General features: G+C 41.9%; 25 protein-coding genes, 4 tRNA genes, 1 pseudogene and 1 CRISPR repeat array. Of the genes and pseudogenes, 23 read left to right on the forward strand and 7 right to left on the reverse strand.

Features of this window, described 5'->3' with window-relative positions:
• Window positions 1–9: 9 nt before the first annotated feature.
• From IEX62_RS01415 to IEX62_RS01425, 3 genes are all read left to right on the forward strand, one after another.
• Window positions 10–81, forward strand: a tRNA-Glu gene (locus tag IEX62_RS01415).
• Window positions 82–100: 19 nt separating this feature from the next.
• A tRNA-Lys gene (locus tag IEX62_RS01420) sits at window positions 101–173 on the forward strand.
• Window positions 174–188: 15 nt separating this feature from the next.
• Window positions 189–271 (forward strand) — tRNA-Leu (locus IEX62_RS01425).
• A gap of 294 nt (window positions 272–565) precedes the next feature.
• Here IEX62_RS01425 and IEX62_RS01430 read toward each other — a convergent pair.
• Window positions 566–769 (reverse strand): helix-turn-helix domain-containing protein, encoded by a 204-nt coding sequence (locus tag IEX62_RS01430; protein ID WP_188773616.1) that lies wholly within the window; start codon window positions 767–769, stop codon window positions 566–568.
• Window positions 770–992: 223 nt separating this feature from the next.
• Here IEX62_RS01430 and IEX62_RS01435 point away from each other — a divergent pair, with 223 nt between their 5' ends.
• On the forward strand, window positions 993–1,367 hold the full coding sequence (locus IEX62_RS01435; protein ID WP_188773617.1) for a helix-turn-helix domain-containing protein: 375 nt from the start codon (window positions 993–995) through the stop codon (window positions 1,365–1,367).
• 437 nt (window positions 1,368–1,804) lie between these two features.
• Here the strand turns inward: IEX62_RS01435 and IEX62_RS01440 are convergent, their stop codons facing one another.
• Complete coding sequence (locus IEX62_RS01440; RefSeq protein WP_188773618.1) at window positions 1,805–2,488, reverse strand: urease accessory protein UreF; 684 nt, start codon at window positions 2,486–2,488, stop codon at window positions 1,805–1,807.
• Window positions 2,489–2,905: 417 nt separating this feature from the next.
• Between IEX62_RS01440 and IEX62_RS01445 the strand changes: the two genes are divergently transcribed.
• A tRNA-Leu gene (locus IEX62_RS01445) sits at window positions 2,906–2,988 on the forward strand.
• Between the two features lie 260 nt (window positions 2,989–3,248).
• On the opposite strand, the gene IEX62_RS01450 is transcribed toward IEX62_RS01445, so the two are convergent.
• Window positions 3,249–3,725, reverse strand: coding sequence for a glutathione peroxidase (locus IEX62_RS01450; RefSeq protein ID WP_188773619.1), 477 nt, complete (start codon window positions 3,723–3,725; stop codon window positions 3,249–3,251).
• 174 nt (window positions 3,726–3,899) lie between these two features.
• On the opposite strand from IEX62_RS01450, the gene IEX62_RS01455 reads away from it, so the two are divergent.
• From IEX62_RS01455 to IEX62_RS01465, 3 genes are all read left to right on the forward strand, one after another.
• Window positions 3,900–4,319 (forward strand): organic hydroperoxide resistance protein, encoded by a 420-nt coding sequence (locus IEX62_RS01455; RefSeq protein ID WP_188774026.1) that lies wholly within the window; start codon window positions 3,900–3,902, stop codon window positions 4,317–4,319.
• Window positions 4,320–4,941: 622 nt separating this feature from the next.
• Window positions 4,942–5,217 (forward strand): hypothetical protein, encoded by a 276-nt coding sequence (locus IEX62_RS01460; RefSeq protein ID WP_188773620.1) that lies wholly within the window; start codon window positions 4,942–4,944, stop codon window positions 5,215–5,217.
• Between the two features lie 154 nt (window positions 5,218–5,371).
• Window positions 5,372–5,851 carry a thiol-disulfide oxidoreductase DCC family protein gene (locus IEX62_RS01465; RefSeq protein WP_188773621.1) on the forward strand — a complete coding sequence of 160 codons (480 nt, stop codon included), beginning with the start codon at window positions 5,372–5,374 and terminating at the stop codon, window positions 5,849–5,851.
• A 170-nt stretch (window positions 5,852–6,021) separates the two neighbouring features.
• Here IEX62_RS01465 and IEX62_RS01470 read toward each other — a convergent pair whose 3' ends face one another.
• Together IEX62_RS01470 and IEX62_RS01475 are read right to left on the reverse strand one after the other, a co-directional pair.
• Complete coding sequence (locus IEX62_RS01470; protein WP_188773622.1) at window positions 6,022–7,269, reverse strand: hypothetical protein; 1,248 nt, start codon at window positions 7,267–7,269, stop codon at window positions 6,022–6,024.
• A 367-nt stretch (window positions 7,270–7,636) separates the two neighbouring features.
• Window positions 7,637–8,890: an outer membrane protein assembly factor BamB family protein gene (locus IEX62_RS01475; RefSeq protein ID WP_188773623.1), complete on the reverse strand. Its 1,254-nt coding sequence runs from the start codon at window positions 8,888–8,890 to the stop codon at window positions 7,637–7,639.
• Window positions 8,891–9,330: 440 nt separating this feature from the next.
• On the opposite strand from IEX62_RS01475, the gene IEX62_RS01480 reads away from it, so the two are divergent.
• On the forward strand, window positions 9,331–10,476 hold the full coding sequence (locus tag IEX62_RS01480; protein ID WP_188773624.1) for a CpaE/TadZ family protein: 1,146 nt from the start codon (window positions 9,331–9,333) through the stop codon (window positions 10,474–10,476).
• A pseudogene (locus tag IEX62_RS01485) lies at window positions 10,473–11,360 on the forward strand (TadA family conjugal transfer-associated ATPase); the annotation flags it as partial. The gene IEX62_RS01480 and the pseudogene IEX62_RS01485, both read left to right, overlap by 4 nt.
• A gap of 28 nt (window positions 11,361–11,388) precedes the next feature.
• Here IEX62_RS01485 and IEX62_RS01490 read toward each other — a convergent pair.
• Complete coding sequence (locus tag IEX62_RS01490) at window positions 11,389–12,870, reverse strand: recombinase family protein (protein WP_188773626.1); 1,482 nt, start codon at window positions 12,868–12,870, stop codon at window positions 11,389–11,391.
• 64 nt (window positions 12,871–12,934) lie between these two features.
• Window positions 12,935–13,252 carry a helix-turn-helix domain-containing protein gene (locus tag IEX62_RS01495; protein WP_188773627.1) on the reverse strand — a complete coding sequence of 106 codons (318 nt, stop codon included), beginning with the start codon at window positions 13,250–13,252 and terminating at the stop codon, window positions 12,935–12,937.
• A 161-nt stretch (window positions 13,253–13,413) separates the two neighbouring features.
• Here IEX62_RS01495 and IEX62_RS01500 point away from each other — a divergent pair, with 161 nt between their 5' ends.
• The 13 genes from IEX62_RS01500 to IEX62_RS01560 all read left to right on the forward strand — a co-directional run bounded on the left by IEX62_RS01500 (window position 13,414) and on the right by IEX62_RS01560 (window position 22,873).
• Complete coding sequence (locus tag IEX62_RS01500; RefSeq protein ID WP_188773628.1) at window positions 13,414–13,614, forward strand: helix-turn-helix domain-containing protein; 201 nt, start codon at window positions 13,414–13,416, stop codon at window positions 13,612–13,614.
• A gap of 40 nt (window positions 13,615–13,654) precedes the next feature.
• The gene (locus IEX62_RS01505) at window positions 13,655–13,810 is read left to right on the forward strand and encodes a hypothetical protein (protein WP_188773629.1); all 156 of its coding nucleotides are present in this window, start codon (window positions 13,655–13,657) and stop codon (window positions 13,808–13,810) included.
• Window positions 13,811–13,926: 116 nt separating this feature from the next.
• Entirely contained in the window at window positions 13,927–14,715 is a 789-nt protein-coding gene (locus IEX62_RS01510; RefSeq protein ID WP_188773630.1) for a transcription termination/antitermination NusG family protein, read from the forward strand.
• Window positions 14,715–16,955, forward strand: a complete 2,241-nt coding sequence (gene recD2, locus IEX62_RS01515) for an SF1B family DNA helicase RecD2 (protein ID WP_188773631.1) — start codon at window positions 14,715–14,717, stop codon at window positions 16,953–16,955. The genes IEX62_RS01510 and recD2 overlap by 1 nt, the downstream gene beginning before the upstream one ends.
• Window positions 16,956–17,684: 729 nt before the next feature.
• Window positions 17,685–18,053: a CRISPR direct-repeat array (repeat unit 33 nt; unit sequence TATTTCAATCCACGCTCTCGCACGGAGAGCGAC).
• Window positions 18,054–18,254: 201 nt separating this feature from the next.
• The gene (locus IEX62_RS01520; protein WP_188773632.1) at window positions 18,255–18,926 is read left to right on the forward strand and encodes a hypothetical protein; all 672 of its coding nucleotides are present in this window, start codon (window positions 18,255–18,257) and stop codon (window positions 18,924–18,926) included.
• A gap of 157 nt (window positions 18,927–19,083) precedes the next feature.
• Window positions 19,084–19,299, forward strand: coding sequence for a hypothetical protein (locus IEX62_RS01525; RefSeq protein WP_188773633.1), 216 nt, complete (start codon window positions 19,084–19,086; stop codon window positions 19,297–19,299).
• Between the two features lie 15 nt (window positions 19,300–19,314).
• Window positions 19,315–19,563 carry a hypothetical protein gene (locus tag IEX62_RS01530; protein WP_188773634.1) on the forward strand — a complete coding sequence of 83 codons (249 nt, stop codon included), beginning with the start codon at window positions 19,315–19,317 and terminating at the stop codon, window positions 19,561–19,563.
• Between the two features lie 258 nt (window positions 19,564–19,821).
• Window positions 19,822–20,304: an ASCH domain-containing protein gene (locus IEX62_RS01535; RefSeq protein WP_188773635.1), complete on the forward strand. Its 483-nt coding sequence runs from the start codon at window positions 19,822–19,824 to the stop codon at window positions 20,302–20,304.
• 328 nt (window positions 20,305–20,632) lie between these two features.
• Window positions 20,633–20,998, forward strand: a complete 366-nt coding sequence (locus tag IEX62_RS01540) for a hypothetical protein (protein WP_188773636.1) — start codon at window positions 20,633–20,635, stop codon at window positions 20,996–20,998.
• A gap of 161 nt (window positions 20,999–21,159) precedes the next feature.
• Window positions 21,160–21,426 (forward strand): stage V sporulation protein S, encoded by a 267-nt coding sequence (locus IEX62_RS01545; RefSeq protein ID WP_188774027.1) that lies wholly within the window; start codon window positions 21,160–21,162, stop codon window positions 21,424–21,426.
• Window positions 21,427–21,440: 14 nt separating this feature from the next.
• Window positions 21,441–21,995 carry an HD-GYP domain-containing protein gene (locus IEX62_RS01550; protein WP_188773637.1) on the forward strand — a complete coding sequence of 185 codons (555 nt, stop codon included), beginning with the start codon at window positions 21,441–21,443 and terminating at the stop codon, window positions 21,993–21,995.
• The gene (locus IEX62_RS01555; protein ID WP_188773638.1) at window positions 21,992–22,450 is read left to right on the forward strand and encodes a metal-dependent hydrolase; all 459 of its coding nucleotides are present in this window, start codon (window positions 21,992–21,994) and stop codon (window positions 22,448–22,450) included. Before IEX62_RS01550 ends, IEX62_RS01555 begins: the two co-directional genes overlap by 4 nt.
• A gap of 18 nt (window positions 22,451–22,468) precedes the next feature.
• A complete protein-coding gene (locus tag IEX62_RS01560) occupies window positions 22,469–22,873 on the forward strand; it encodes a hypothetical protein (protein WP_188773639.1) in 405 nt (134 codons plus the stop codon).
• Window positions 22,874–22,968: the final 95 nt, after the last annotated feature.

Genomic DNA, 22,968 nt, shown 5'->3' on the forward strand with positions numbered 1-22,968 from the left:
AGAAAACGTGGCCCGTTGGTCAAGGGGTTAAGACACCTCCCTTTCACGGAGGTAACAGGGGTTCGAATCCCCTACGGGTCATCCCTTATTTCATTAGTGAGAGCCATTAGCTCAGTTGGTAGAGCACCTGACTTTTAATCAGGGTGTCGAAGGTTCGAGTCCTTCATGGCTCACTTTTTATATGCCATGCGGTCGTGGTGGAATGGCAGACACGCTATCTTGAGGGGGTAGTGGGTGTATACCCGTGGAGGTTCGAGTCCTCTCGACCGCATTCTGCAATACGTAAAAGTCCCTGTTTTATAACAGGGACTTTTTGTTTGCAATTTGTAGAATAAAATGGAATAATTTGAATAAATAAGGTGATCTTGCGCATAACCTTGTTGAATTCCATTCCAAACCATACTATATTAGTAATCATAATTGTGTTTTGGTTTGAAGCTAGACAGACTACATAATTCTTATGGCAGGCGGAATATCAATATTTATCCGAAAAGCTGGAATTGGTAGTTATAAAGCCGATTGTTTTGCTTGATTATGTACGTCCTTATGGAACGTAGACAGCCATTCATTGAAAATACTCGGGAATATCGAGTAGCTCAGCGACTTGTTTACGGTATCGTGCCGCCTTGCGTGTTCCATTGATCAGGTTGGATAAACGAGATGGCGGAATCCCGTAACACTCGCAAAACGTCTTTTGATCCATTTGTAGCTCTGCCAGCCTTTGCTTGATAGCCCAACCGAAGGAGGTAACCGGCTGCTTGCGGTTCAACGATATCACCCCTTGCTTGCTAAAAGTATAACGTACCATATGACTATAGGATCGGTACCGGTTCCCGATCATTATGGGCTCTATGGTATAATGATTCAGGAAAAGAAGTAAAAAAATGTCGTTAGATCAATTATATACTTAAATGCGATTTTTATCAATATTAAATTACTTATAAAAGTGTTATTGGAAGCTTTAGATGACATGGTCGGGGAGTTGAAATCATATGCAGTCGCAATCCATTTATGAACGCATTGAATTACTGATCAAAAATAAAGGCATCACGAAAAAGTCATTCTGCGAACAACTTAAAATTAGTACCGGTAACTTTGGCGATTGGAAACGTGGCAAATCGACACCAGGTACACACAAGCTGATCGAAATTGCAGCTTATTTTGATGTTAGTCTGGATTGGCTCCTTACGGGGAAAGAGCGCTATGCACAGACGGTAAACGAGCAATCCAGCCCGTATTTTTTTGAACTTATGGGGCAATTGAATTGCCAGGATGAGGTACTGTCTGAGCGAGAGAAAGATTTCATTAAGGAATATATTGAGTTCTCCGTGTATCGCAAATCCAGACAGCAGGGTAGTAACCGCTAACTGTTACGTCTATATTGTCGGATAGTCTTGAATCGGAATTGGCAACTGAATGAGCAGAAGCCAATCAAGGCAGTGTCGAATGAGGATGAGCTTGGGGGGAAGCTAGTTCAGCTACAGGTCGTACAGAGCAATGAAGCTATAATAGAGGAATGTGGGACGCAAGCATTGTGAACGATCATGCAGAGCATCGACATTCATCCATATTCATTCATCGGCGCCCATTCAATGGAAGCAATTCAGATCATTGTATAGCAGGGCATTGTATATTGGCATAAAGAGGCTGGCAGATCACGTCTATATGACGCAGATGCCAGCCTGTTTGGTTATGCGGATTGCAAATCATAAATTCTTGTAGGGAGTGAATAGCTCCTTTTGCAATACAGGTCTATCGATATAACAGGTCTATACAGGTAGATGAGTGAAGTGGAGTAGAATAGTTAGTTGCCGGATACGGTTGGAGATAGGGATAGTGGCGATTGGAAGGAAGGAGGGAATAGCTGACTCTGTTCGTGATAGGCTTCCTGTGCCTGCGCTAGCCACTGCTGTTCCATGATAGATGACCATTCATCGGTTAGCTGCTGAGCTTCTCGTATCGTCAAGCCGAGCGCCTTAGCGACTCTACCCATACAGCAGGATAATAAAGTATAGAAGTAACACTCAATCGCCTGCTCGCGCTGCATTCCAAGCTGGATATTAATCCAGGCATGCAGAACGGTCAGTGAAAGGATCGCCCCATGCTGCTTCATTGCTTGCTCCAGCAGCTCAAAGCTCATCCACGGATACAGATTACGTGCTAGCTTGAGTAAGCGTTTTCCTGTTTGGCTGGCTTCCTGCATATGATCCGGCTCGATAATTTGCCGGATGATTGCGTGATCCATGCGGGCAAGGGTATGAGCATCCTGCTGGGCTTCGGCAAGATATACACCATAAATAGCAGGCGCTTCCCAGCGAAATAGATGAGGCTGTAAATGATTGTGAATATAATGCTCCAGCTCGGCGACACTCGTCATTCGACCTTCCTGTACATGCCTTTCCAGATTGTGCGCATGGGTAAAGCTAGCTGTTGGTAGCTTGGCTTCCAGTAGTTGCACATACACCAGCAACTTCTGATTGCTTTTCATTTTGAATCCTCCTCCGCACGGTGGATTAAATAATAATAGATGGAAATAATAACAGAATCCTATCTCTCTATTTAAATGTCTGATTAGCTATCATGAATATTAGTAATATAGCAGTTAGAATAAAAAGAAGTAGTTATTTTGTTAATAATAGTTACATAAATGTTGTCTATGTGTCAATAATATTAACCTGAATAACATGATTTAAACTAAAAAATGTAAATTATATAGGTTGTAAATTAATTTTATGATACTAGTGAAAATTATGCTGAAATATAAGTGACATTGAATGTGTAGTATATGATAGGATTATCCAATAGGGTGAAATAAGGATTTACAATGACATAAGAAGATGGTATATTATAAAAGTTGCTGAAGATGGTTCGACTATTTCATCCATCTACAGCTAATATTGTCTGCGCGGTCGTGGTGGAATGGCAGACACGCTATCTTGAGGGGGTAGTGGGTGTATACCCGTGGAGGTTCGAGTCCTCTCGACCGCATTTAGGTAAGAAGCATACGAAACGGTTCAATAGAACCAAAAAGCAAGCAACGGATCTGATCAAGATCGGGTTGCTTGCTTTTTTATTTATACGCCTGTTTTATGAATAGATATTCAGCTTATGAGGTGTATAAGGATATAATGTATGATGATACATATTGAAGTTCGCTAACATGGGTATGACTCAGAGCTTGAGACTCGGAGCTATGGTGATGGCTCGGCTGCTTCTACATTTTGCTAAAGAAGACTGGAGCTAGAAGATCAAAGTTGCTTACGAATGTCGTCTTCGATCTTATCCGGTGTTGTTTGTGGAGAATAGCGCTTCACAGGTGTACCATCTGGACTAATCAAGAACTTGGTGAAATTCCATTTGATTGCCTTGGAGCCTAGAATACCGGGTGCTTGCTCGGATAAATATTTGAACAGGGGATGTGCATCAGTACCGTTTACATTGATTTTTTCGAACATCGGGAAGCTTACACCATAGTTTAGCTGGCAAAATTCTGAAATCTCTTCATTGCTACCTGGATCTTGATTCGCAAATTGATTGCTCGGAAAACCTAGAATTTCAAAGTTTTGGTCTTTAAATTTGTCATAAAGCTCCTGTAGACCAGAGAATTGTGGCGTTAATCCGCATTTGCTTGCCGTATTCACGATTAGCAATGTTTTACCTTCATATTGATCCAGTGATACCTCTTCACCACGCATGTTGGTAGCTTTAAAATCATATACGTTCATCCGTTACACAGCCCCCTTTAATTATAATGATATCAACTTAATTTTAAAAAATTAAAATGATAAAGTCAATTTTAGTTTACCTATATAAATTCGCAAAATGGCGTTTCATTTGGAACGCAGTGCTTTACAAATATAGTGTTGGTTCAAAATCATGACGTATGAAGGAGCTGAATAATAATGGCATTGTATACTGCAACAGCGAAGGTTCATGGTGGACGTCAAGGTAGGGTTGAATCCAGCACAGGTGCTGTAGATGTGAATCTGGTGATGCCTAAGGAGCTGGGTGGCGGTGGCGGTAACGGCACAAACCCGGAAGAATTGTTTGCCGCTGGATATGGCGCATGCTATCAGAGCGCACTGGCTAATGTAGCGCGCAAAGCAAAGGTGAACGTAACGGATACACTCGTTACAAGTAACGTAATGATCGATAAAGATCCAACAGACGATGGCTTTAAGCTGTCGGTACGCCTGGATGTGAGTATCCCAGGTCTGTCTCATGATGAAGCACTAGAGATTGCCAAAAAAGCTCATGAATTTTGCCCGTATTCCAAAGCAACACGCGGCAATATTGATGTAGAGCTGAATATTGTGTAATTCAGGCAATTCGATTCGTATAGAGGATAGGTAGAATGATCTGCGCTGATATAGGCTGATGTAAAATGCTGATATAAGCTGATGTAAATTAATGATAGGTAGCGTAGTCCAGGTACCTATGACATTTCTATACGATTACCGTATGTATAAACTATAAAAAAATCCCCCTTTGTTTTTGCAAAGGGGGATTTTTATGGCGATATAGGGGAGCATGTACATATTGATTGTATTACAACTTCATCAACCGATATATTCATTACGATGTCAGCTGCTATTTTAGTTATATGCTACAGATTAGATAAGATTCATATTTTTTTGTTTACATAACCTCATCAGTTTTTTGGCTGAAAGCCGATTAATTTTACAGGACACGGGTAAGGTTAACATAACAGGGCAATCCGTCGAATAGATTCTGGTTGTAAAACCAGAGTGCTTCCTGTACAGTAAATGGCAATAGTTGATGCGGCAGATCGTGACAATCGACGCAACAATTACCCGTTCGGCTCCATATTTGTGCTCCCCCGTACATCTATAGAGTTGACACATACCATAAAATTCTTTAATATGTCATAGGTGATTTGTAATTTGCTACGAAATTTTAAGGATAACGGGTGATGATAAAATGGCATATAGACCGACGATTACGACGCTCAAAAAAGCCGGTATCAATGAAAAAGAAGGACTGTACGAATTTACGGCAACACTGGTAGACGGAACAGAGTGCCGCATGTTCTACAATCGTTTTCCAGAGTGGAAAATGACTTATATCAATCGACTGCTGACCAAGCCATGTCCTGTATGCCGCAAAGACTTTATTTGCAACTGCTTCAATGCCTTTGCTGGCGAAATTGATCAGCAAATTAAAGATCGTCAACTGATTGACGAAGCACTAGCATAAGCTATTTTGTCACAACGCCATAACGTTTATATGCAGAGCGCGGGGGAATCTTCTTCGTGCTTTTTTGCTATTTTTGTAGTGTTGTAGTGGATGTAGTGAAGGCTCAGCGTATCGCAAACGACTTTGTATATTTGTATAAAGGAGAGTGGCGAGAATGGTAACTGCACATGCTCCGGTATCGAGACCGGGCGAACCTACGGAACTGACGGATCAACAGATCGAAGTGCTTATTCAGGGTGATCATCCGATTGTACTGGTAGATGGAGTTTGTCATTTTTGTCAGGGCGCGACCAAGTTCATCATCAAGCGTGATCCAAAAGGAATTTTCCATTTTGCTTCGTTACAATCTGAGGTGGGGCAAAAGCTACTTCAAAAGGGTGGCATGAGAACCGATCAGATGGATACGTTTGTATTGATTGAGAAGGGCACCTTTTATACTCGTTCGACAGCTGCATTGCATATTGCGCGTAAATTACGGTTTGCGTGGCCGTTATTGTATGCCTTTATTATCATTCCACGTATGCTACGGGATGGAGTCTATAATATTATTGCGCGTAATCGCTACCGCTGGTTTGGTCAATCGGATCAATGTATGCTGCCAACACCTGAGATTCGGGAGCGTTTTTTAGAATAGTTGAGGATAAGCAACAAGATCGTTTTAAGTGAACAGTGGTGAGCAGAAGTAAGTCTGGATGAAGATAAGCTGAAAAGCCTGTCGCATTATACAGATCACTAATCCATCCGTGTGCTTGTAGAGCAGATCATGGATTGTGATGTAGGATGCGAGCAGGCTTTTTGGTGTGTTTATTTTTGGACTACATATTTAGAAAGGGTGCCTTGGCCTTGATTGGTGTATACGGCATGATCAGCGTAATCAAAGGTCAGATCAGACGAAGTGCGGTGCCATGCAGCAATGATCGCATGTGTCGTTGGATTTAAAATATACGTACGATCCAGCATTGTAATTAACAGATTGCCGTCGCTTGTATGCTGTATCCAGCTCGTATCGCCGGGGCTGCCTTTTAAGGTGGTAGACGCTACTGGCTTTTGCGAGCTAGAGCGATACCATTTAAATATATTATGGTCGTACAGAATATAGCCTGAATCGGTGGATTGAAGCTGATAGTCATCGGATACGGCTTGCGTTCCGGTGATTTTGCCGTTGGCATCAAAGCGAATGAACCTATTCCCTTCGTCAGGCTTATACGTACCGATTAGCACTGTTCCATCATTCAGTACAGCAATCTGATCGTCATAATGATCAAATTCGAGTATAGCCCGATGGTTGTAGATGGAGTTTAGCTGTAGTCCATAAACGTCGACTTTTGCATTTTTTAATTGCGTATCATTGTTTTTGTAAATACTCGCATCTACAATGATCCGCTTACCGCTGGCTGCCATCACATAGCCGTTCACTACTTTTTGTTGCAGCAATTTGCCATTGGCATCATATCGCTTCAACATCGATTGCACATTGCCCTGTGAATCGGTATGAACCGCAACCGATACGAGTAGAGAACCATCCTGCATCAGACTTAGATCATAAGGAAAAGCATTTGCCATTGCAGGGAGCTTCACTGTCCAATTCACCTTTCCTGTTGGATTCAACGAGGTGAGTCTGTAGTGACCGTCGGCATATCGATTGCAAAAATAAACGGTGCCATTATTAGCATATTGTGTCACGCCAGTGTCTCCGGGTTCACCCAGATTGGTGTAGCTCCACTCTAGCTTGCCATCCTTCGTACTATAAGCATTAAAGGTATCGATCTCATGTGTATTCGTATCACTGGTAGAAGACGTAGCATGAGCATTCTGCTCGACATGTGAAGCCTTCACATAAACGAGTGATTGGGAGGGGATCACCTTAATATCATTTACTTCGGATAAATCGGGATGATCAGTGGCTGAAAAGAGTGGTGTTGACCAGGAAGCAGACTTTAGTGTCGTCAACGAATCGGCTTGAGCTGCAAACGAAGGCATAGCGATTGTAATGCCAAGGATCGCGGTGAGTAGACCTGTACCGAGACGGTAAAGGCGAGGTTTAGTTTTCAATATGTAATGCCACCTTTCCTATTCAAGTTTCTAATTTTTGTGCTGTGTTTTTACCGTAGAGCTATGCTACGGGCAAGCTAATCTACTAGCAAAAACAGCAGCTTGTAATGCTCGTACCCATCTATGTACTATGTTAGGATACTGCACTTATTATAGGATACTCTGGCAAAATGATAAGGTGAAATACGTAACAAGAGGTAACATTATTTTAAGATTTACATATAAAAGCCTGACCGTATGTTGCTGTTATTCTCCATTTATGCCGGATGTTGAAGCATTGATGGAGAGCAGGCTATACAATGGTCAGGCTTTTACATTATGATTTCTGTTGTTTGGCTTTAAGTGGCTTCAAATATCAGAATCGCCCTTATTTTTTGATCACATATTTGTATAATGTGCCATCCTTAACAGAGTACACGGTGCGATTCACATAATCGATCGGTGAGCCTAGATTCGTTGTATCGATCGTTTCTACAATCGCCAGTGTGGATGGATATACGATGTAGGTGCGGTCATCCATATTGATCATTAAATTGCCATCGCTTGTGCGCAGTACCCATGTGTAATCGGCTGGCGTACCTTCCAGTGTGACCGAGGCGATTGCTTTTCCAGACGACGTATTATACAGCTGTAGCGTATTATTTTCATAGGTGATATAGCCCGTTCCTGTCGATTGTGCGATAGAGCCACCCGGAATGACGCGTCCCCACATGAGTTTTCCTTTAGGATCGAAGCCAAATAGCTTATTGCCTACATCATCGATATTCGCACGGATTAGGACGGTGCCATCTTTAAGTACGAACATGGAGTCACTTCCATCGCCATAAATATTAGATTTTGGTGGGAAGGTATAGCTATACAGGCGTTTTAGCTCCAGCCCGTACACATCCACCTGTGGGTTAGGCACCATTTCCCAGCCGTTGGCGTTTTTGTTCAGCTTGCTGGCAGCGATGAGAATGCGATTGCCTTCTGCTTTGAGCAAGGAGCCCTGAATAGGCTGTTGATTGAGTAGCTTTCCATTATTGTCGTACCGCTGGAGTGTAGAGCGAATGATTCCTTCGGAATTGACGGTGCCTCGGCTAGCTACAAGCAGTGAGCCGTCCTTCATTAGCGTTATATTGGCTGCATCGCTGAGCGGCTTTTGCCAGTTTAGCTTGCCTGAGGAATGGATCGAATATAATTGGTACGTACCGTCTGAATATTCGGCATACATATAAACGGTGCCGTAGCTAGTATACACGGATTGTGTAGACAATGTGTAGGCTCCTGCTGGCTTGTGTAGGCTATAGCTCCATTGCAGCTTGCCAGTCGTTGAGCTATACGCCTTTAGTGTATCCAGATACCAGCTATTTTGCGTTTTGCCTGTAGTATTAGGAATATCCTGCTGGGTATGTACATAGACCAGCGATTTGGAGGGGACAGCATGCACATCGGTCACTCGGGATGCGAGCGCATTGTCGACTACATCTGCGAGTAATGGTGGCGATGACCATGAAGCAGGGCTAAGACGTGTGACCGTCTCTGCTGCAAATGCAGGTAAGGCAATAGACATGCCAAGTACGCCTGCAAGCAGAGCAGATGTCCAGGCGTAGCTGCGATGTGAATGATGGGAAGATTTCATAATTGAATTCCGCCTTTCTGTAAAATAGGATGGGCAAAGCTAATAGCAGATTTATACGAAGCAAGCCAGTAATGACATGCCATGGATATGCAGAATACAGCTAGTGTTAGAATTGGGTGTGTACGTATATTGGAAGAGAGGGATGTGGTCATAATAAGTCTGCTCACCGGAAGTTCCCTATACTTTTTAACCTGAATAGTGAATGACGCAACAAACATGAATGAAATGTCATTATTTTCAAGCCGATTCGACGGATCAAGCCGATCGTTCTAGCGCTTTTTGTATAGAAATAGAAAAATAGTATTGCAGACCTATAATTTCTATGCTATTCTTACGTTAAATTATAGCTTTTACAACGGAAGCACCGTTTAAGTTACGCACCCCAAGTGCGTTATTTAAACGGTGCTTTTTTTGTTGTTGTCAAAGAAGGAGGAATATCGATGGCTCCTATACAGATGGTAGTGTGCGTCGAGGATCAAGAGTATATTGAGCTGTTGCTGCGATACATCCGTTCTAGCGAATATGCAGCACGAGTTACGATTCGGGCATTTTCTGAGGTCGCCATGTTTGTAGAGTATATGCAGGATGGTCGTTATAAAGGGCTGGTTGCTGCTGAGGATGCATTTTTGGAGCCATGGCGTGCGAATGAGCAGGGTGGCTCCGTACGCTGGGTACGATTAGGTGAGCATGACCAGCAGCAGGCGGACGGACATACTATTGCTAAGTATCAGCCGCTGCATCATTTGATGGAGCAGTTATGTAATTTTACAGGGCGAACGGTGATCGAATCGCCGCGCGAAGCAGGCAGAGCGTGGGTTACCTGTCTGTATTCAGCCGTTGCAGGCAGTGGGAAATCGGTGACAGCGATGAATATGGCGAAGCAGCTTGGGCTGAAAGGACAGTCGGTATTTTATCTAAATCTGGAGGCAGCAAGCAGTGTGAGCCTGCTACAGCTAGAAACAGATCAGAATACACCTGAATTATCACGATTACTATATGATCTACAAGCCGCTGCGGAGCAGAAGCAAGCACCTGACGGAGCGATTACGGACTATACGGTATATGCGGAGGAGATTCGGGCAGAGACATTTATCCCGCCGTCTAATTTTAATGAATGGCTGCGTATGACGGCTGAGGAGACGACACTGCTGATTGATTATATCGCAGGCAGTGGTCAATACGATCACGTCATTATCGATTGTGAATCTGGCTGGGCAGAACGCGTTCAGGCTGCGCTGAACGGCAGTGACCGCATCATCTGGCTATTAACGGACGATCTACCCTGCATGACTCGAACAGAGCAGTGGCTGTCGTACTGGCAGTCATATCATGGTGAGTGGCTGGAGCAGATGGAGCCGAAGCTTTCATTTGTTATGAATCGTTACAGTGGCAATGTGATGAACACTCTACCAGCAGGTATACACCCGGAATCGACACTTCCTTATGTGCCTTCATGGAAGCAGGTTACGAGCAGTGAGCTATTATGGTGCTCGCCCATTTTTCAACGAGATATTTTGAAGCTATGCCGCCTTGACGGGGAACGTAGTCATGAGGGTGTCTGGGCGACAGGTGGGGTGAGCATGTGACCGAGAATGTATTTATTACACTGCGCGATGAGGTTCGTTCAGGGCTGGATGTCACATTTGCTGTAGATGATCGGGAGCTGATAAGCAGGATCGAATCGAAAGTGCTTGATGAAGCACGTTATCCTGAGCTAACAGCAGGTGAACGACGCAGATTAGTACGGCAGGTATTCGATTCTTTTCGTGGACTCGATATTTTGCAGCCGCTTGTTGATGATCGCAGTGTCACGGAAATTATGATTAACAGTCATGAGGATATTTTTATTGAGCGACATGGACAGGTGCTACGAAGTGAGTCTGTGTTTGAATCGCCAGAGCGACTGGAGGATATTATTCAGACAATTGTGGCAGGTGTGAACCGTGTTGTGAATGAATCCTCGCCGATCGTGGATGCACGTCTGCCAGATGGCTCACGTGTCAATGTGGTGCTACCGCCAGTAGCGCTCAAAGGGCCAACGATGACGATTCGTAAATTTCCAGAGAATCCGATGACGATGGAGGATCTGGTACGGATTGGCGCACTTGATGCTACAGCTTCAAGTCTGCTACAAACACTGGTACGTAGTAAATTTAATGTTTTTATCGGAGGAGGAACAGGCTCCGGTAAAACGACTTTTTTAAATGCACTATCCCAGTATATTCCGCCGGATGAGCGAGTGATTACGATTGAGGATTCAGCAGAGCTACAAATTCGCACTGTACCTAATCTAGTATCGCTAGAAACTCGCAATGCCAATACAGAAGGCAAAGGGGAGATCGGTATTCGTGATCTGATTCGATCCTCGCTGCGTATGCGACCGAACCGTATTATCGTCGGTGAGGTTCGTGGTGCAGAAGCATTGGATATGCTACAGGCGATGAATACAGGTCACGATGGATCACTCTCTTTAATACTGTGGTACAGAATCTACTGCTTCAATTGAATGTCACGTTTTGAAGGTATGCATCAAAAAATGAGTTTTTTACACCTTTGGGTTTTGTAAGTGGAGTATTGATTTCAATCCTATGGAACAAGGTTAAAATCATTTCTTTCTTCTCGTGATCATCCAGAAGACTCCAAAGTTCTTCTAGCTGTGCCAACTCTTCTACTTTAGGAATACCGGACAATGATTTTTGAGTCATTGCCAGCTTATCACGAATGAGCATTTCAGCATCGTTTTCAGCCTTCAGTTTCCGTCGTACATCGTCTTGACTGATCAAGCCTTCTACAAACATGTATTGCCACCTTGAACGTCTCTCAGCAAGCTTGGCGAGCTCACGTTTAGCTTCTGCAATGTCATCATTATACTCTTTTGCTTCGCTTTCGATTTTCGATGTTTCATCCCTAAGCTGTGCCACATCTACTTTAACCTTCAGAATATAATCCATCATAAGCTTTTCAACATGAACTTGTCTGAAAATTGGTAGATCACAGCTGCGGCTATGGTGTCGACTGGAACAAATATAGTATTGAGTTCGTTTCATTCCTCCAGTAGTTTTTCTTTGAGTTGTGAGCTTGCCAAACATAGCAGCTCCGCAACGTCCGCATCTTAATGCTCCAGAAAACCAGTAAATAGAATTCGGACTAAATCCACCCGAAGTTTTGCTTTTTTTATATTTTTGGATAGCATTGTATTCTTCTTTAGTAAATATTTCCTGGTGATCGCCTGATCCATATATACACTTTACTCGCTCGCCTCGATTGCTATTTACATATTTACCGTTTTTGTCTTTTGTGCCAACTCGAATTATTCCAGCATAAAACGGATTCTCTAGTGTGTATGAGACAGTTGCATCTGTCCATAACTTTCCGCGTCTGAGTTTGCCAAGACTGTTGAGTCGCATTGCTACTGATTTGTAACCCAATCCACTCATATACAATTGAGCAGCCTCACGGATCAGCGCAGCTTCTTCAGGAATAAACTCTCCAGTTGACGTATACCCGAAAGGGAAAATACCACCAGGACGTTTTCCTTCCTTTACCATTTGCTCCACACCAAAACGGACACGTTCAGAGATTGTTCCACGTTCCCATTCAGCCATTGCGCCCACGAGAGTGATAAAGAAACGTCCCATTGCGGTAGTTGTTTCAAATATTTCAGTAGCAGATTTGAATTTAACGTTATTTGCATCAAATTCTTCTAGCAACTCATGAAGGTTAGCGACTGAGCGTGTCAATCGATCCAATTTATAAACCAACACTACATCAAATTTTTGTTCTTTGACTTCGTAAAGCATCTGTTGCATTGCTGGACGCTTTAAATCTTTCGCAGAATAACCATCATCGATATAAAAATCAGTAATCGTCCAGTCTTGTGATTCTGCATACGAAATCAGACGGCTGCGTTGTCCTTCGACTGAGAACCCATCTTCTGCCTGCATATCTGTACTGACACGTATATATATTGCTACTCGCATTAATAATCGTCCTTCCAACTTCATTTAAGTGAGTCAGCTAATCTTGATTTGATAAGAATTCTTTTTACTTTTTATTATGACTTCTTAATTTTCTAAGTTGAATTACAAATGCTTCAGCAGCTATTTGCTCTTCTTCTGTCCATTCGCTCTCAGGAAACGATTCAGTATTTTCTATTTCTTCATCTTTTTTTATTCCTAATAAGTAATCTGCACTTACTCTATAAAAATTACAGAAAGCGATTAGTTCATTATGATCAACAGGCCGTTTGCCTGATTCCAACTTTGAAATTCCGCTATGATCGATTCCAATTTTTAAACCCAACTCTATTTGACTATATTTATGCTTCTTTCTGAGATATTTCAGACGTTCTCCGATGCTCATAAAATCCCCCCACACTTTATTTACAATAAATTCATAGTAACATTTTTGCTATTATAGAAAAATAAATTTTCTATTTGAGCAAATAATTGATTGACTTTTCTATTTTAGAAATATATATTGAAATTACAAATTTTCTAAAACAGAAAAAAAGTAGGTGCTCTATGAACCAATTTAATCTTCATTTCATACAAAAAAGACGTGACGATTTAAATTTAACATTGAAAGAAATGGCAGAGGAATTCGGCATGAAGAACGCATCAAACTACTCAAAATATGAAACAGGATTTTATGCATTTAAAGCAAAGGATTTGCCCAAACTCGCAATAAAACTAAAATGTGATGTGACAAATTTTTTTAGTTAAAAGTTTTCTAAAATAGAAAATTAATTAGGGGGATCATCTAATGGATGAAATTTGCGAGAAAAGCAAACCCGTGGGTATGAGTGATCTTACATGGAAAAAGTTTTATAAGCTTCTAGCTAAAGCTAACATCAAATATCGAGAAGAAATTATTAATATTCGTGCAGCTGAAGGACAAGTAAATCAAAAAACTTCTTAGTGTAAATCATTTAATTTGGTAGCAGTTGCAAAAACAACTTACTTAGACATATAGCAAGTTAATGCGTATAACAACGAGTTAACAATTACAGGTGAATTTAAATTGGAGGTATAGCAATGGGAGCTGCATTCGCAATTCAAGTGATGAGCGGTAAAGAGTCCAACGTTAAACGATTGATGGAATGGGCATTCTCAAAAAATGCGAATGCCCAAAAGTGGATCAAAGAGATTCACACATTTACACAATCCACTCAACGTGCACTCCGGTCTGGAGAACTAGGCAAACCAGTTAGCCGTGCATTGATGCCGGGCTATATTTTCCTAGAAATGAATTACAGCGTTGATGGTGAAAACACATCTGCATACATTGCTGATGACATATGGCATTTAATAAAAAGTGTTCCTGGCGTACTCAAACAATTTACACGTACTGGGCAAATTATCAGTACTGAAGAGTTTGGACAAATGCTTGGACTGGATCTGGAGGATCAGGTAGAAGTTGCTGTTCCTCTCTCTATAGAAGAAACGGATCATGATGAGGAAGAATTAGCTATTGCCGAATCACGAGTGCTTAATTCGCTACACCAGGTCAATATGGCAAAAACACCGCAAGAACGAGCAGAAGCTGAAAAGGTCTATGACGAAGCGGTACAAAATGAAGCCGAGTTGCTTTACGGACATGATCAAGTTGAATCGATCAGTAGCGAGCTTGAGTCGCTGGATGAACAGCACAAGTCCAATCCGATCATCAGCCGGATCAAGAGTATTTTGCGTAATGACAGGGAGATAGTTCGCTTTCCCAAGAGCATGCTGCAACGCATTGGTGTTCCGGAGCATGATAAGCCACTTGCTCATGTAGTCATTGATCGCCTACGGCAATTCATACGCTTGCTGGTTACATCCTAATGGATACTACAACGCTTACTGGGCACATTGATTATTTTATTCATCCTCAAAATGGACGATTGAGCGAGGAAAACCATTTTGGAATAGCTCATTTTCAACTGGATAATTTATCAAAAGAACCTGTTGTCGTCAAAGGTTCGCTATTTGGCATGGGCAAAAACGAGAGAATTACCGTAAATGGAGCGTGGGAAACTCATCCTAAATATGGGCAACAGTTTGCTGTTACACATTGGGAACGTCCATTACCAATCTCTACGGAGCAGGTGGTTGCTTTTCTAAGCTCCAAGTTTGTAAAGGGCTGTGGGAAGAAGCGAGCTGAATTGATTGCGAAACATTTAGGGGATAAGGCGATTGATCGAATTATGCAAGAGGGAACCGGCTGTCTGCTGGACATTAGGGGAGTTGGGAGTAAAAATGCTGGAAAGATTGCCAATAGCATTCAGCAAAATTTTGAAATCCAACAAGTAATGGCAGCGCTGATGCCTTATGGTATAACAGCAGAATTGATTACGAAAGCTTATTCCGCTTGGGGTACAGAATGTGTTGACATGATCTGCCGTAATCCATATCGGCTTACAGAGCTGGGGTCGCTTGGTTTTGTAAAAGCGGATGAAGTGGCATCACAGATCGGTATTGATATGGACTCGCCATATCGCTTAAATGCTGCATTGCATCATACGCTAAATGAAATGTGTTATGGCAACGGACACTGTTACGTAATGGAGCAGGAGTTGATCGATCGCACGATGCAACTTTTACATGGGGTGGATGGACGTGAAATATGGACAGAGTTACAATTGATGGCAGCTCATGAGCAAGTCATTTGGGAAAGAGATCGCGTGTATCCTAAATCGCTGTATATCTACGAGAGTAAGCTGGCTTACAAAGTGAGTTGCATGGTACAGCGTCCAGCGCAATCTGCACCAAATTTGGATCAGCTGATCCGTGAATATCAGTTGCAGAAAAAGATCGTACTGGCAGAGAAGCAACGCGAAGCGATTCGAATGTTATTTATGCAGCAACTTTTAATTGTCACTGGTAACCCCGGCACAGGTAAAACAACTACAGTGCAAGCGATGCTGGAATTGTACCAGCAGAAGCATACAGACGCAAAGATAGGCTTGTGTGCGCCGGCAGCTCGTGCAGCACGCCGATTAGGTGAAATCACTCATCGTTATTCTGAGACACTACATCTGTTGCTTGGGTTTCGTCCAGGAGAAGAGCCGGAGTACGGGGAATCTTTACCTTTGCCCTATGATCTTGTATGTATAGATGAATGGTCAATGGCTGACCTTCAAATGGCATATTATTTATTTGAGGCTATCGGCTCAAGAACAAAAGTGATTCTGGTTGGTGACAGTGATCAATTGGCATCAGTTGGCCCTGGTAACGTTTTACGCGATCTCATCGCAGCGGGAGTTCCACATATCCGCTTGGATGAGATTTTTCGTCGTGCCAAAGAGAGCCAGATCACTATGAATGCTCACCGGATCAATGGCGGTAAAGATATTCAAATTGATGATAGTAAAGATGACTTTTATTTTATTGAACAGTCTAGTCCAGAAGCAATTCAGCGGCTAATGATTCGAAGCGTACTACGATTTCTAGATATTGGGTACGCTTTGGATGAGATCTTTATCCTCAGCCCAATGAAGAAAGGTCTTATTGGAACGGAGGAACTGAATGTCGCTTTACAAGCTGCTATTAATCCGCCAGCAGGGGACAAGGTGGAGTTGAAAGTACAGGGGATGGTTTATCGACAGGGCGACAAAATTCTGCGATTACGTCGGAATGATTACAGTAAAAAAGTATTGAATGGGGATATCGGCACAGTCAAAGGCACGAAGTCTTTATTAGACGAAGAAGGCAAAGAAACTGATGAGATAGGTTTACTTTGTGACTTTTACGGTCACGAAGTGCTCTTATCTCAGCGTGAATTACGTGATTTTGGTTTGGGATACGCCGCCACGATCCACAAAACGATTGGATGTGAGGCTCCAATTGTGATCATGCCTGTATCGATAGAACATCGCAGTATGTTAATCCGAGAAAACGTCTATACCGGATTGACCAGAGCAAAACAGATTGCCGTTATGATCGGATCGCGCCAAGCTTTGCGCTATGCGATCCAAAACAAAAATAAATCCCCACGTAATACGGGGCTAAGGGAAAGGATTGGACAGCATTTAACTAATCGGTCTGCATCTATAAATCACAGTGGAAAGGAGAGAATAAATTGAGACAGGAATATTATTTTCATGTATATGTATTGTGCTGTTTATTGGTGATTCTAATATGCTTCTTAATTGTGATTGTCAATCAATGTAAATGGTCATATCCCCATATAGAGCAACCATATTTCGATAAGACGCGTCCCCTATTATCTCCTTTCTTTAATAATAGAAAGGATGATATAGATGAAAGAAATTAATTTTGAATTTATCATTGCAATAATAGGTATATTAATTATGTTTGGAATTACAATCCGTACGTTAACTAATGTACTTATTGGAACTCTATTAATAATTGGAGTTTGTATGGCAGGCTGCATTCGTATGCTGTATCAATTAAGTGACGTGATCTTTCATATATTTTAGGAGAATCCTCAGAAACCGCTAAATAAAATTATGATCAATTTGGCATTCATACTTAGCTGCGTTTATGGAGTAATTAAATTGTTATTTTAGAGAGGTCGATATCTATGAAAATGAGGAAAGTCTTAGATACATTTATGGCAATCATATTAATAGTTGGAGTGTTCGTGGCAGGTTGCTTGCGTTTCTTTCATTCCGAGGTTTGGCGTGTCCTATTTGCCCTACTTATAGGTAGTTTTATAGCGCTTGGTATGTATATGTATATCTTCTACCCATTCGTACTGTTCAATTGGCTCTTTAAATAGTTTCAAACTAAAGGTCGCTCTCACACGGAGAGCGACTCCGTAACAATTGCTGTTCCTTCTGAGGATGCAAGATTTCAATCCACGCTCTCGCACGGAGAGCGACAACATATTGAAGTGTAGCTAGATAAGCACCAGCTTATTTCAATCCACGCTCTCGCACGGAGAGCGACTTGTGCGGGATATCATCCAGCCGCAGATCTTCCTATTTCAATCCACGCTCTCGCACGGAGAGCGACCAATACCAACTCGCCATTTGATTCAACAAATTTTCATATTTCAATCCACGCTCTCGCACGGAGAGCGACACCTACTGGTACAAAGTGGGAGATGGACGAACCACTATTTCAATCCACGCTCTCGCACGGAGAGCGACAGCCTATCGCCAGCTTACCGCTTACGAATATTGGATTTCAATCCACGCTCTCGCACGGAGAGCGACAGTAGGCACTTTCAGCCCTTACACAGCAAGGCATTTCAAGCCCAAAAGTGCGAACCTCTTTGTTAGAGTAACGGAAAAGGTGGGAAAATACAATAAAAATGCTGAAATCCCTTATGTAGCAAGGAGTGCGAACCTCCCAGGGATTTTATGTGAACTTGGGGTTCGCACTTTTTTACTGATTATAGGAGGTGAATACCAACAGTGTCAGATCAGCATCAACTCAGAAAAAGGCTCAGTCAAGCGGAACAGCAGGCAAAGCGTAGAGAACAAGTGGATCTAAATCTAGTTAATCAAGAAGCTACTAAAGCCAATGAGCAAGGCTTTACGATCATTCGGCAAAAGCGAGTTAATCGTACTCCGTTTTCACAGACTATTAATCCTAATATCCTTTATTTATGTCAGCAAGAGTATTTAAGTGCTGCTGAATTAGCCTTTATTTTTACACTCTCACCTTTACTCAAAATGGGAGTCAATGCTATTGTCGATCCGCAAACGGATCAATATTGCTCGGTGGTAGAATTGGCTTCACTTTTAAAACGAAGTCGACAGAAAACCAGTGAGATGATATCTAATCTTATCAGAAAAGGCATTATGTATGAATTTGCAAATATTCACGAACTCAAAATTTACGGACGCCAAGTAACGAAGCGTCCGTTTTTTTTGTCGCCAGAAATTGTCTGTTGTGGAGATAAAAATAAGCTGGAGAGCGGAATCACACAGCTTATGATCCATCACGACATTTTAGAAAAGAAAGGTATTAAGCTGCCCATTAAGGCTATTGTGGAACCACATGCCACTTACGGAAAACTGGTTGCACGAAAGCAATTTTTAGAGTTCCAACAACAGTTGCGCAAAAAAATGGGAAATAAATAGGCTATTTTTTTGTGTTGGAAGTGTCACCAAAACGGGACACATGTGTCACTAAAAGGTGACACCCAAAATTGGATAAAAACGCTGTTGTATCAAGGGTTTACGACATTTTTGTAATGGTCTTTCTTCTTACTCTATAAATATGCAGAGGAGATAAAGTATGCAGCCATCTAAAAACATACGTGTTCTGTTTCATTTTGGTGAGGGAGACGAACATGAAGTAGACCTGCAATTAATATGGAAGTCAGATACTGGAACAGAAGCGTCAGCAAAGCCGCTATGCTCTCAGGAAGCATTAAATGCAGCAGTTGAACATTGGGTAGCTGAAAACGTAAGCTACACCTGGGAAGAAATCTTATCGGATGACGAAGCATAGAAAGGGGCAAAAAACGTGAAAGAAGTGCAGGATATTCTCGATCATTACGCTGAAAAGCAGGAAGATACCATAAAAGCAAGCAGTTACTGGGTTTGGACTGTAGAAGCCGAGCAGCAATCTCGTGGACGGCGTAGAGCGGGTAAGCGTATCGATACAACCTGGCAGCCGTATGCACCGGTATGGATGGTTGAGCAACAGTTGATCGTAGATGAAGAGGTGTTTCCTTATCCTGAAGGACAAGCCGATTTAATGGAACTGATCTGAAATATTATCAAATAAAGAATACCTCAAGATATCTTGAAAGGAGCATAATTAATGAATACAGTAATTAATGCATTACCGATTCTAATGATTATTTTTAATATATTATTCCTATTGTATGCATTAAACAAATTTTATGATTCTAGTTTTCATCGCAATATAATCAAAATTGTGATTGGAGCAGCATTGATAATAGTAAACGTTGTAGTTTTATTCAAATGACTTTGTGAATAGACTATATACTATAAAGGAGAATGCAGAGTGAAGGCCATTACAATAAGGCAGCCGTGGGCGACATTGATTATGCTACGGGAAAAACATTTTGAAACGCGGAGCTGGAAAACAAATTATCGAGGTCCGATTGCTATACATGCAGGCTTGGTGGTAGATTTTGACGCTTTAAATGAACCGCTTATTGCTATTGCCCTGAAGTCGCATGGTTATAAAACGATATCTGACCTACCAACAGGTGCTATAATCGGTAGAGCGATGATGACTAACTGTTTCAAATCTATAGACATGTGTGCAGATGGTTATCTGTTGGAGGGTGACCGCTATATTGCTAGTCCAGAATCTTATTATGGGGACTTCACGGTTGGGCGATTTGCGTGGGAGTTGACGGAAGTTGAGCAATGGAACGAGTCTGTAGAGGCAAAGGGAAAACAGGGGTTATGGGAGTGGGATCATGAGCGTGTTGCTACTATAGATCAGGGGGCTGAGGGAAGGGATGGAACCAGGGCATAGCTGCACAGTCTGCTAGCATGGCAGGTGGATCGGCACAGCAGCTCCCTGCCCACGTGTCCTCAGCCCCATGTTTAAATGATATTAATCCAAAATCCTCACTGGATGCGAACAAAAGTTCTTGCCAACTCTTGATTTTGGTATTATAATGGAGTTAGCCCAAAAAGCGTACATAACCAATTGGCCCATTCAGGGGCTTTTTTTATTGCCTAAATCTGATAAATCAAATAAATAGTAAAGCTGATATTCGCTTAGTTTGATGCGACTATCGGCTTTTTTCAATTCAGCTTTTAGACTGATTAGGAATTAAACCAACAGTTGGAGGCGCATTATGATTGATCCTAATCCGATCAAAGACACAAAAGAAAAAATAATAAATAATCGCAAAATTATAATATCAATAGATGATCGTCTTATGATTATAGTAATGTTATGTCTGCTTCTGCTTATTTTTTTAAAAATTTGGTTTGTTCTATCATTACACATACCTATCCTCATTAATCCAACATTTCTTAGTGGACTGAAATTTTTAAATGATCCATTACCATTTCATATTATCGTTTTAGGTTTGATCATTTTTAATTTAAAAACAAAAATAAGGTCTATAGACAAAAAATACACTTGGTTAATTTTAATATTGACATACTTACTTTCTTACGACTTTATGGTTGGTCTATTGTATTTAATGTTCTTATAAAATAGCGTTTCAAAATCAAGCCACTATGTGCTCCTTTGCATGTAGTGGCTTTTTTCGTTCTAAAGGATGTGGACTGTTAAAGTTCATAAAAAAAATAAGGAGGAGTCCATATGGCTATTGCACGTACGGTCGTAGCTGCTACTGATATTAGTCAGGAAAAGATGGCAGTCTATAAAGTATCAAAAAATTCAAAATTAAGTAATCTTTCTGGCGCAATTGCTTCGGCAATTCAGTGTGGAAAAGTTGCTGAGATGCAAGCGATTGGCGCTGGAGCAATCAACCAGGCAATCAAAGCAGTTTCTGTTGCTCGTGGAATGACTGCACCAAACGGTTATTATTTGGTAGTCGTACCGTCATTTTGTGATGTTGAGATCGGTGGAGAGACAAAGACCGGGATGAAGCTACTCGTACAGTCCGTACCCGTGTAAAAGGGAGGATATCAATGATCTTACAAAACGTTCTTGAAATGGTTGATCCGGTTCATTCTAATCGAGTTAGCTTATTGGCAGGGCAGTTCGCACGTCACCTTAATTTATCTTCTCATGAAGTCGAAGTGATTCAAGCAGCGGCGAAGTATCATGACATTGGTAAAATTTCTATACCTCTATCCATTTTACAGTCTGTAGAACCATTCACTGATATACAACGCAAGATCATGCAGCGACATGTACAGTATGGTTTGTCCATTTTATCTGTATACAACAGCGAAGAAATGGAAGTAGCCAAAACGATTATTGCAACCCATCATGAGCGCTGGGACGGAAAAGGTTACCCGAATGGATTGAGTGGTAACAATATTCCACTTGCAGGTCGGATCGTTGCCCTATGCGATGTGTTCGATGCGTTGTCTTCAGAGCGTCCGTATAAGCCAGCTTGGGCGTTGGGGCAGGTACTGGATTATATTCGTAGTGAACGGGGGAAGGCATTTGATCCAGAACTTACCGATAAGTTTCTGGAGCTGATCTGTGAAGGCGTATCGGAAGGTATCGCGTTATGAATGGTGCATCGCATTTGATCGGCGGCGTTACAGCTGCAATGCTATTAGGTATACACTCTCCAGCACAACTTGCGGTAGTCGCTGTTGCATCACTATTACCGGATATTGATCGCTCGAATAGTTTGTTAGGGCGATGGATTCCAGTGTTGCCTGCTGCTCTGGAGCAAGGTGTTGGGAAGCGTACGATAACGCATAGTCTACTCTTTGGAGTTGGTATCTGGCTATTGCTGGGCTTGTTACATACAAGCTGGCAATGGTCTTTTTTGATTGGGTACGGATCGCATTTGGTACTGGACGTATTTACTGGACGCATCGCGTTGCTCTGGCCGCTTCCATACCGATTCGGTATCCCGTTATTTGGAATTCCACCAATATTTATCGAAAGTCTGAGCCTTGCGGGGTGGGGAGCTTGGATGGTGCTGGGCGGATACCATCATTTTCATATCATGCTGTAAAAAGAAAGGAAGAAAGCAATGCAAATGATGTTTAAAGCTTGTTCGGTGTTGATTGTATTGTTAGCACTGTTAACGGTAGTTGAAGCGCCAGCTTTAGTTTATGCCGAAACGAAAGGGACTACTGGAACAAGTATTAAGGATAAGTTGACTAACACGACTAATGGATTAGAGAATCAAGTGGACAAGTCAACGAATAACTTTGTTGATAGTGCTCGCCATATTTTTATTTTTGGTGCTCTTGTGTTTGGGTTTTGGTTAGGTGCCTGCTTTTGGGGAGCTGGGTTCAGTCCAGATATATTAAGACAAACAAAAATTCAATCTCTTGCATTTATTGCTTGTATGGCAATGATTTTTTGGACTGAACCCATTCTCGGCTTTATCTTTGGCATCTTTGGTGTTGATATTGCCACCATCATGAGCTAGAGGAGGCAATCCTATGTGGGGACAATATCATCCCATTTCATACAAGTCTAGAATCAAGGAACGTTTCCTAAAAATTGCTGGTATTAGCCTGAGTT

Origin of the sequence: Paenibacillus hunanensis (assembly GCF_014645615.1) — a bacterium.
GTDB classification, from domain to species: domain Bacteria; phylum Bacillota; class Bacilli; order Paenibacillales; family Paenibacillaceae; genus Saccharibacillus; species Saccharibacillus hunanensis.

Bases quoted from the DNA above. Each gene is read 5' to 3' on its own strand.
- IEX62_RS01495 (WP_188773627.1), bottom strand. From the start codon at position 13,252: ATGAGCATCGGAGAACGTCTGAAATATCTCAGAAAGAAGCATAAATAT.
- IEX62_RS01460 (WP_188773620.1), top strand. From the start codon at position 4,942: ATGGCATATAGACCGACGATTACGACGCTCAAAAAAGCCGGTATCAAT.
- IEX62_RS01550 (WP_188773637.1), top strand. From the start codon at position 21,441: ATGATCTTACAAAACGTTCTTGAAATGGTTGATCCGGTTCATTCTAAT.
- IEX62_RS01440 (WP_188773618.1), bottom strand. From the start codon at position 2,488: ATGAAAAGCAATCAGAAGTTGCTGGTGTATGTGCAACTACTGGAAGCC.
- IEX62_RS01510 (WP_188773630.1), top strand. From the start codon at position 13,927: ATGGGAGCTGCATTCGCAATTCAAGTGATGAGCGGTAAAGAGTCCAAC.
- IEX62_RS01465 (WP_188773621.1), top strand. From the start codon at position 5,372: ATGGTAACTGCACATGCTCCGGTATCGAGACCGGGCGAACCTACGGAA.
- IEX62_RS01500 (WP_188773628.1), top strand. From the start codon at position 13,414: ATGAACCAATTTAATCTTCATTTCATACAAAAAAGACGTGACGATTTA.
- IEX62_RS01560 (WP_188773639.1), top strand. From the start codon at position 22,469: ATGCAAATGATGTTTAAAGCTTGTTCGGTGTTGATTGTATTGTTAGCA.
- IEX62_RS01480 (WP_188773624.1), top strand. From the start codon at position 9,331: ATGGCTCCTATACAGATGGTAGTGTGCGTCGAGGATCAAGAGTATATT.
- IEX62_RS01475 (WP_188773623.1), bottom strand. From the start codon at position 8,890: ATGAAATCTTCCCATCATTCACATCGCAGCTACGCCTGGACATCTGCT.
- IEX62_RS01505 (WP_188773629.1), top strand. From the start codon at position 13,655: ATGGATGAAATTTGCGAGAAAAGCAAACCCGTGGGTATGAGTGATCTT.
- IEX62_RS01545 (WP_188774027.1), top strand. From the start codon at position 21,160: ATGGCAGTCTATAAAGTATCAAAAAATTCAAAATTAAGTAATCTTTCT.
- IEX62_RS01555 (WP_188773638.1), top strand. From the start codon at position 21,992: ATGAATGGTGCATCGCATTTGATCGGCGGCGTTACAGCTGCAATGCTA.
- IEX62_RS01525 (WP_188773633.1), top strand. From the start codon at position 19,084: ATGCAGCCATCTAAAAACATACGTGTTCTGTTTCATTTTGGTGAGGGA.
- IEX62_RS01490 (WP_188773626.1), bottom strand. From the start codon at position 12,870: ATGCGAGTAGCAATATATATACGTGTCAGTACAGATATGCAGGCAGAA.
- IEX62_RS01435 (WP_188773617.1), top strand. From the start codon at position 993: ATGCAGTCGCAATCCATTTATGAACGCATTGAATTACTGATCAAAAAT.
- IEX62_RS01540 (WP_188773636.1), top strand. From the start codon at position 20,633: ATGATTGATCCTAATCCGATCAAAGACACAAAAGAAAAAATAATAAAT.
- recD2 (WP_188773631.1), top strand. From the start codon at position 14,715: ATGGATACTACAACGCTTACTGGGCACATTGATTATTTTATTCATCCT.
- IEX62_RS01450 (WP_188773619.1), bottom strand. From the start codon at position 3,725: ATGAACGTATATGATTTTAAAGCTACCAACATGCGTGGTGAAGAGGTA.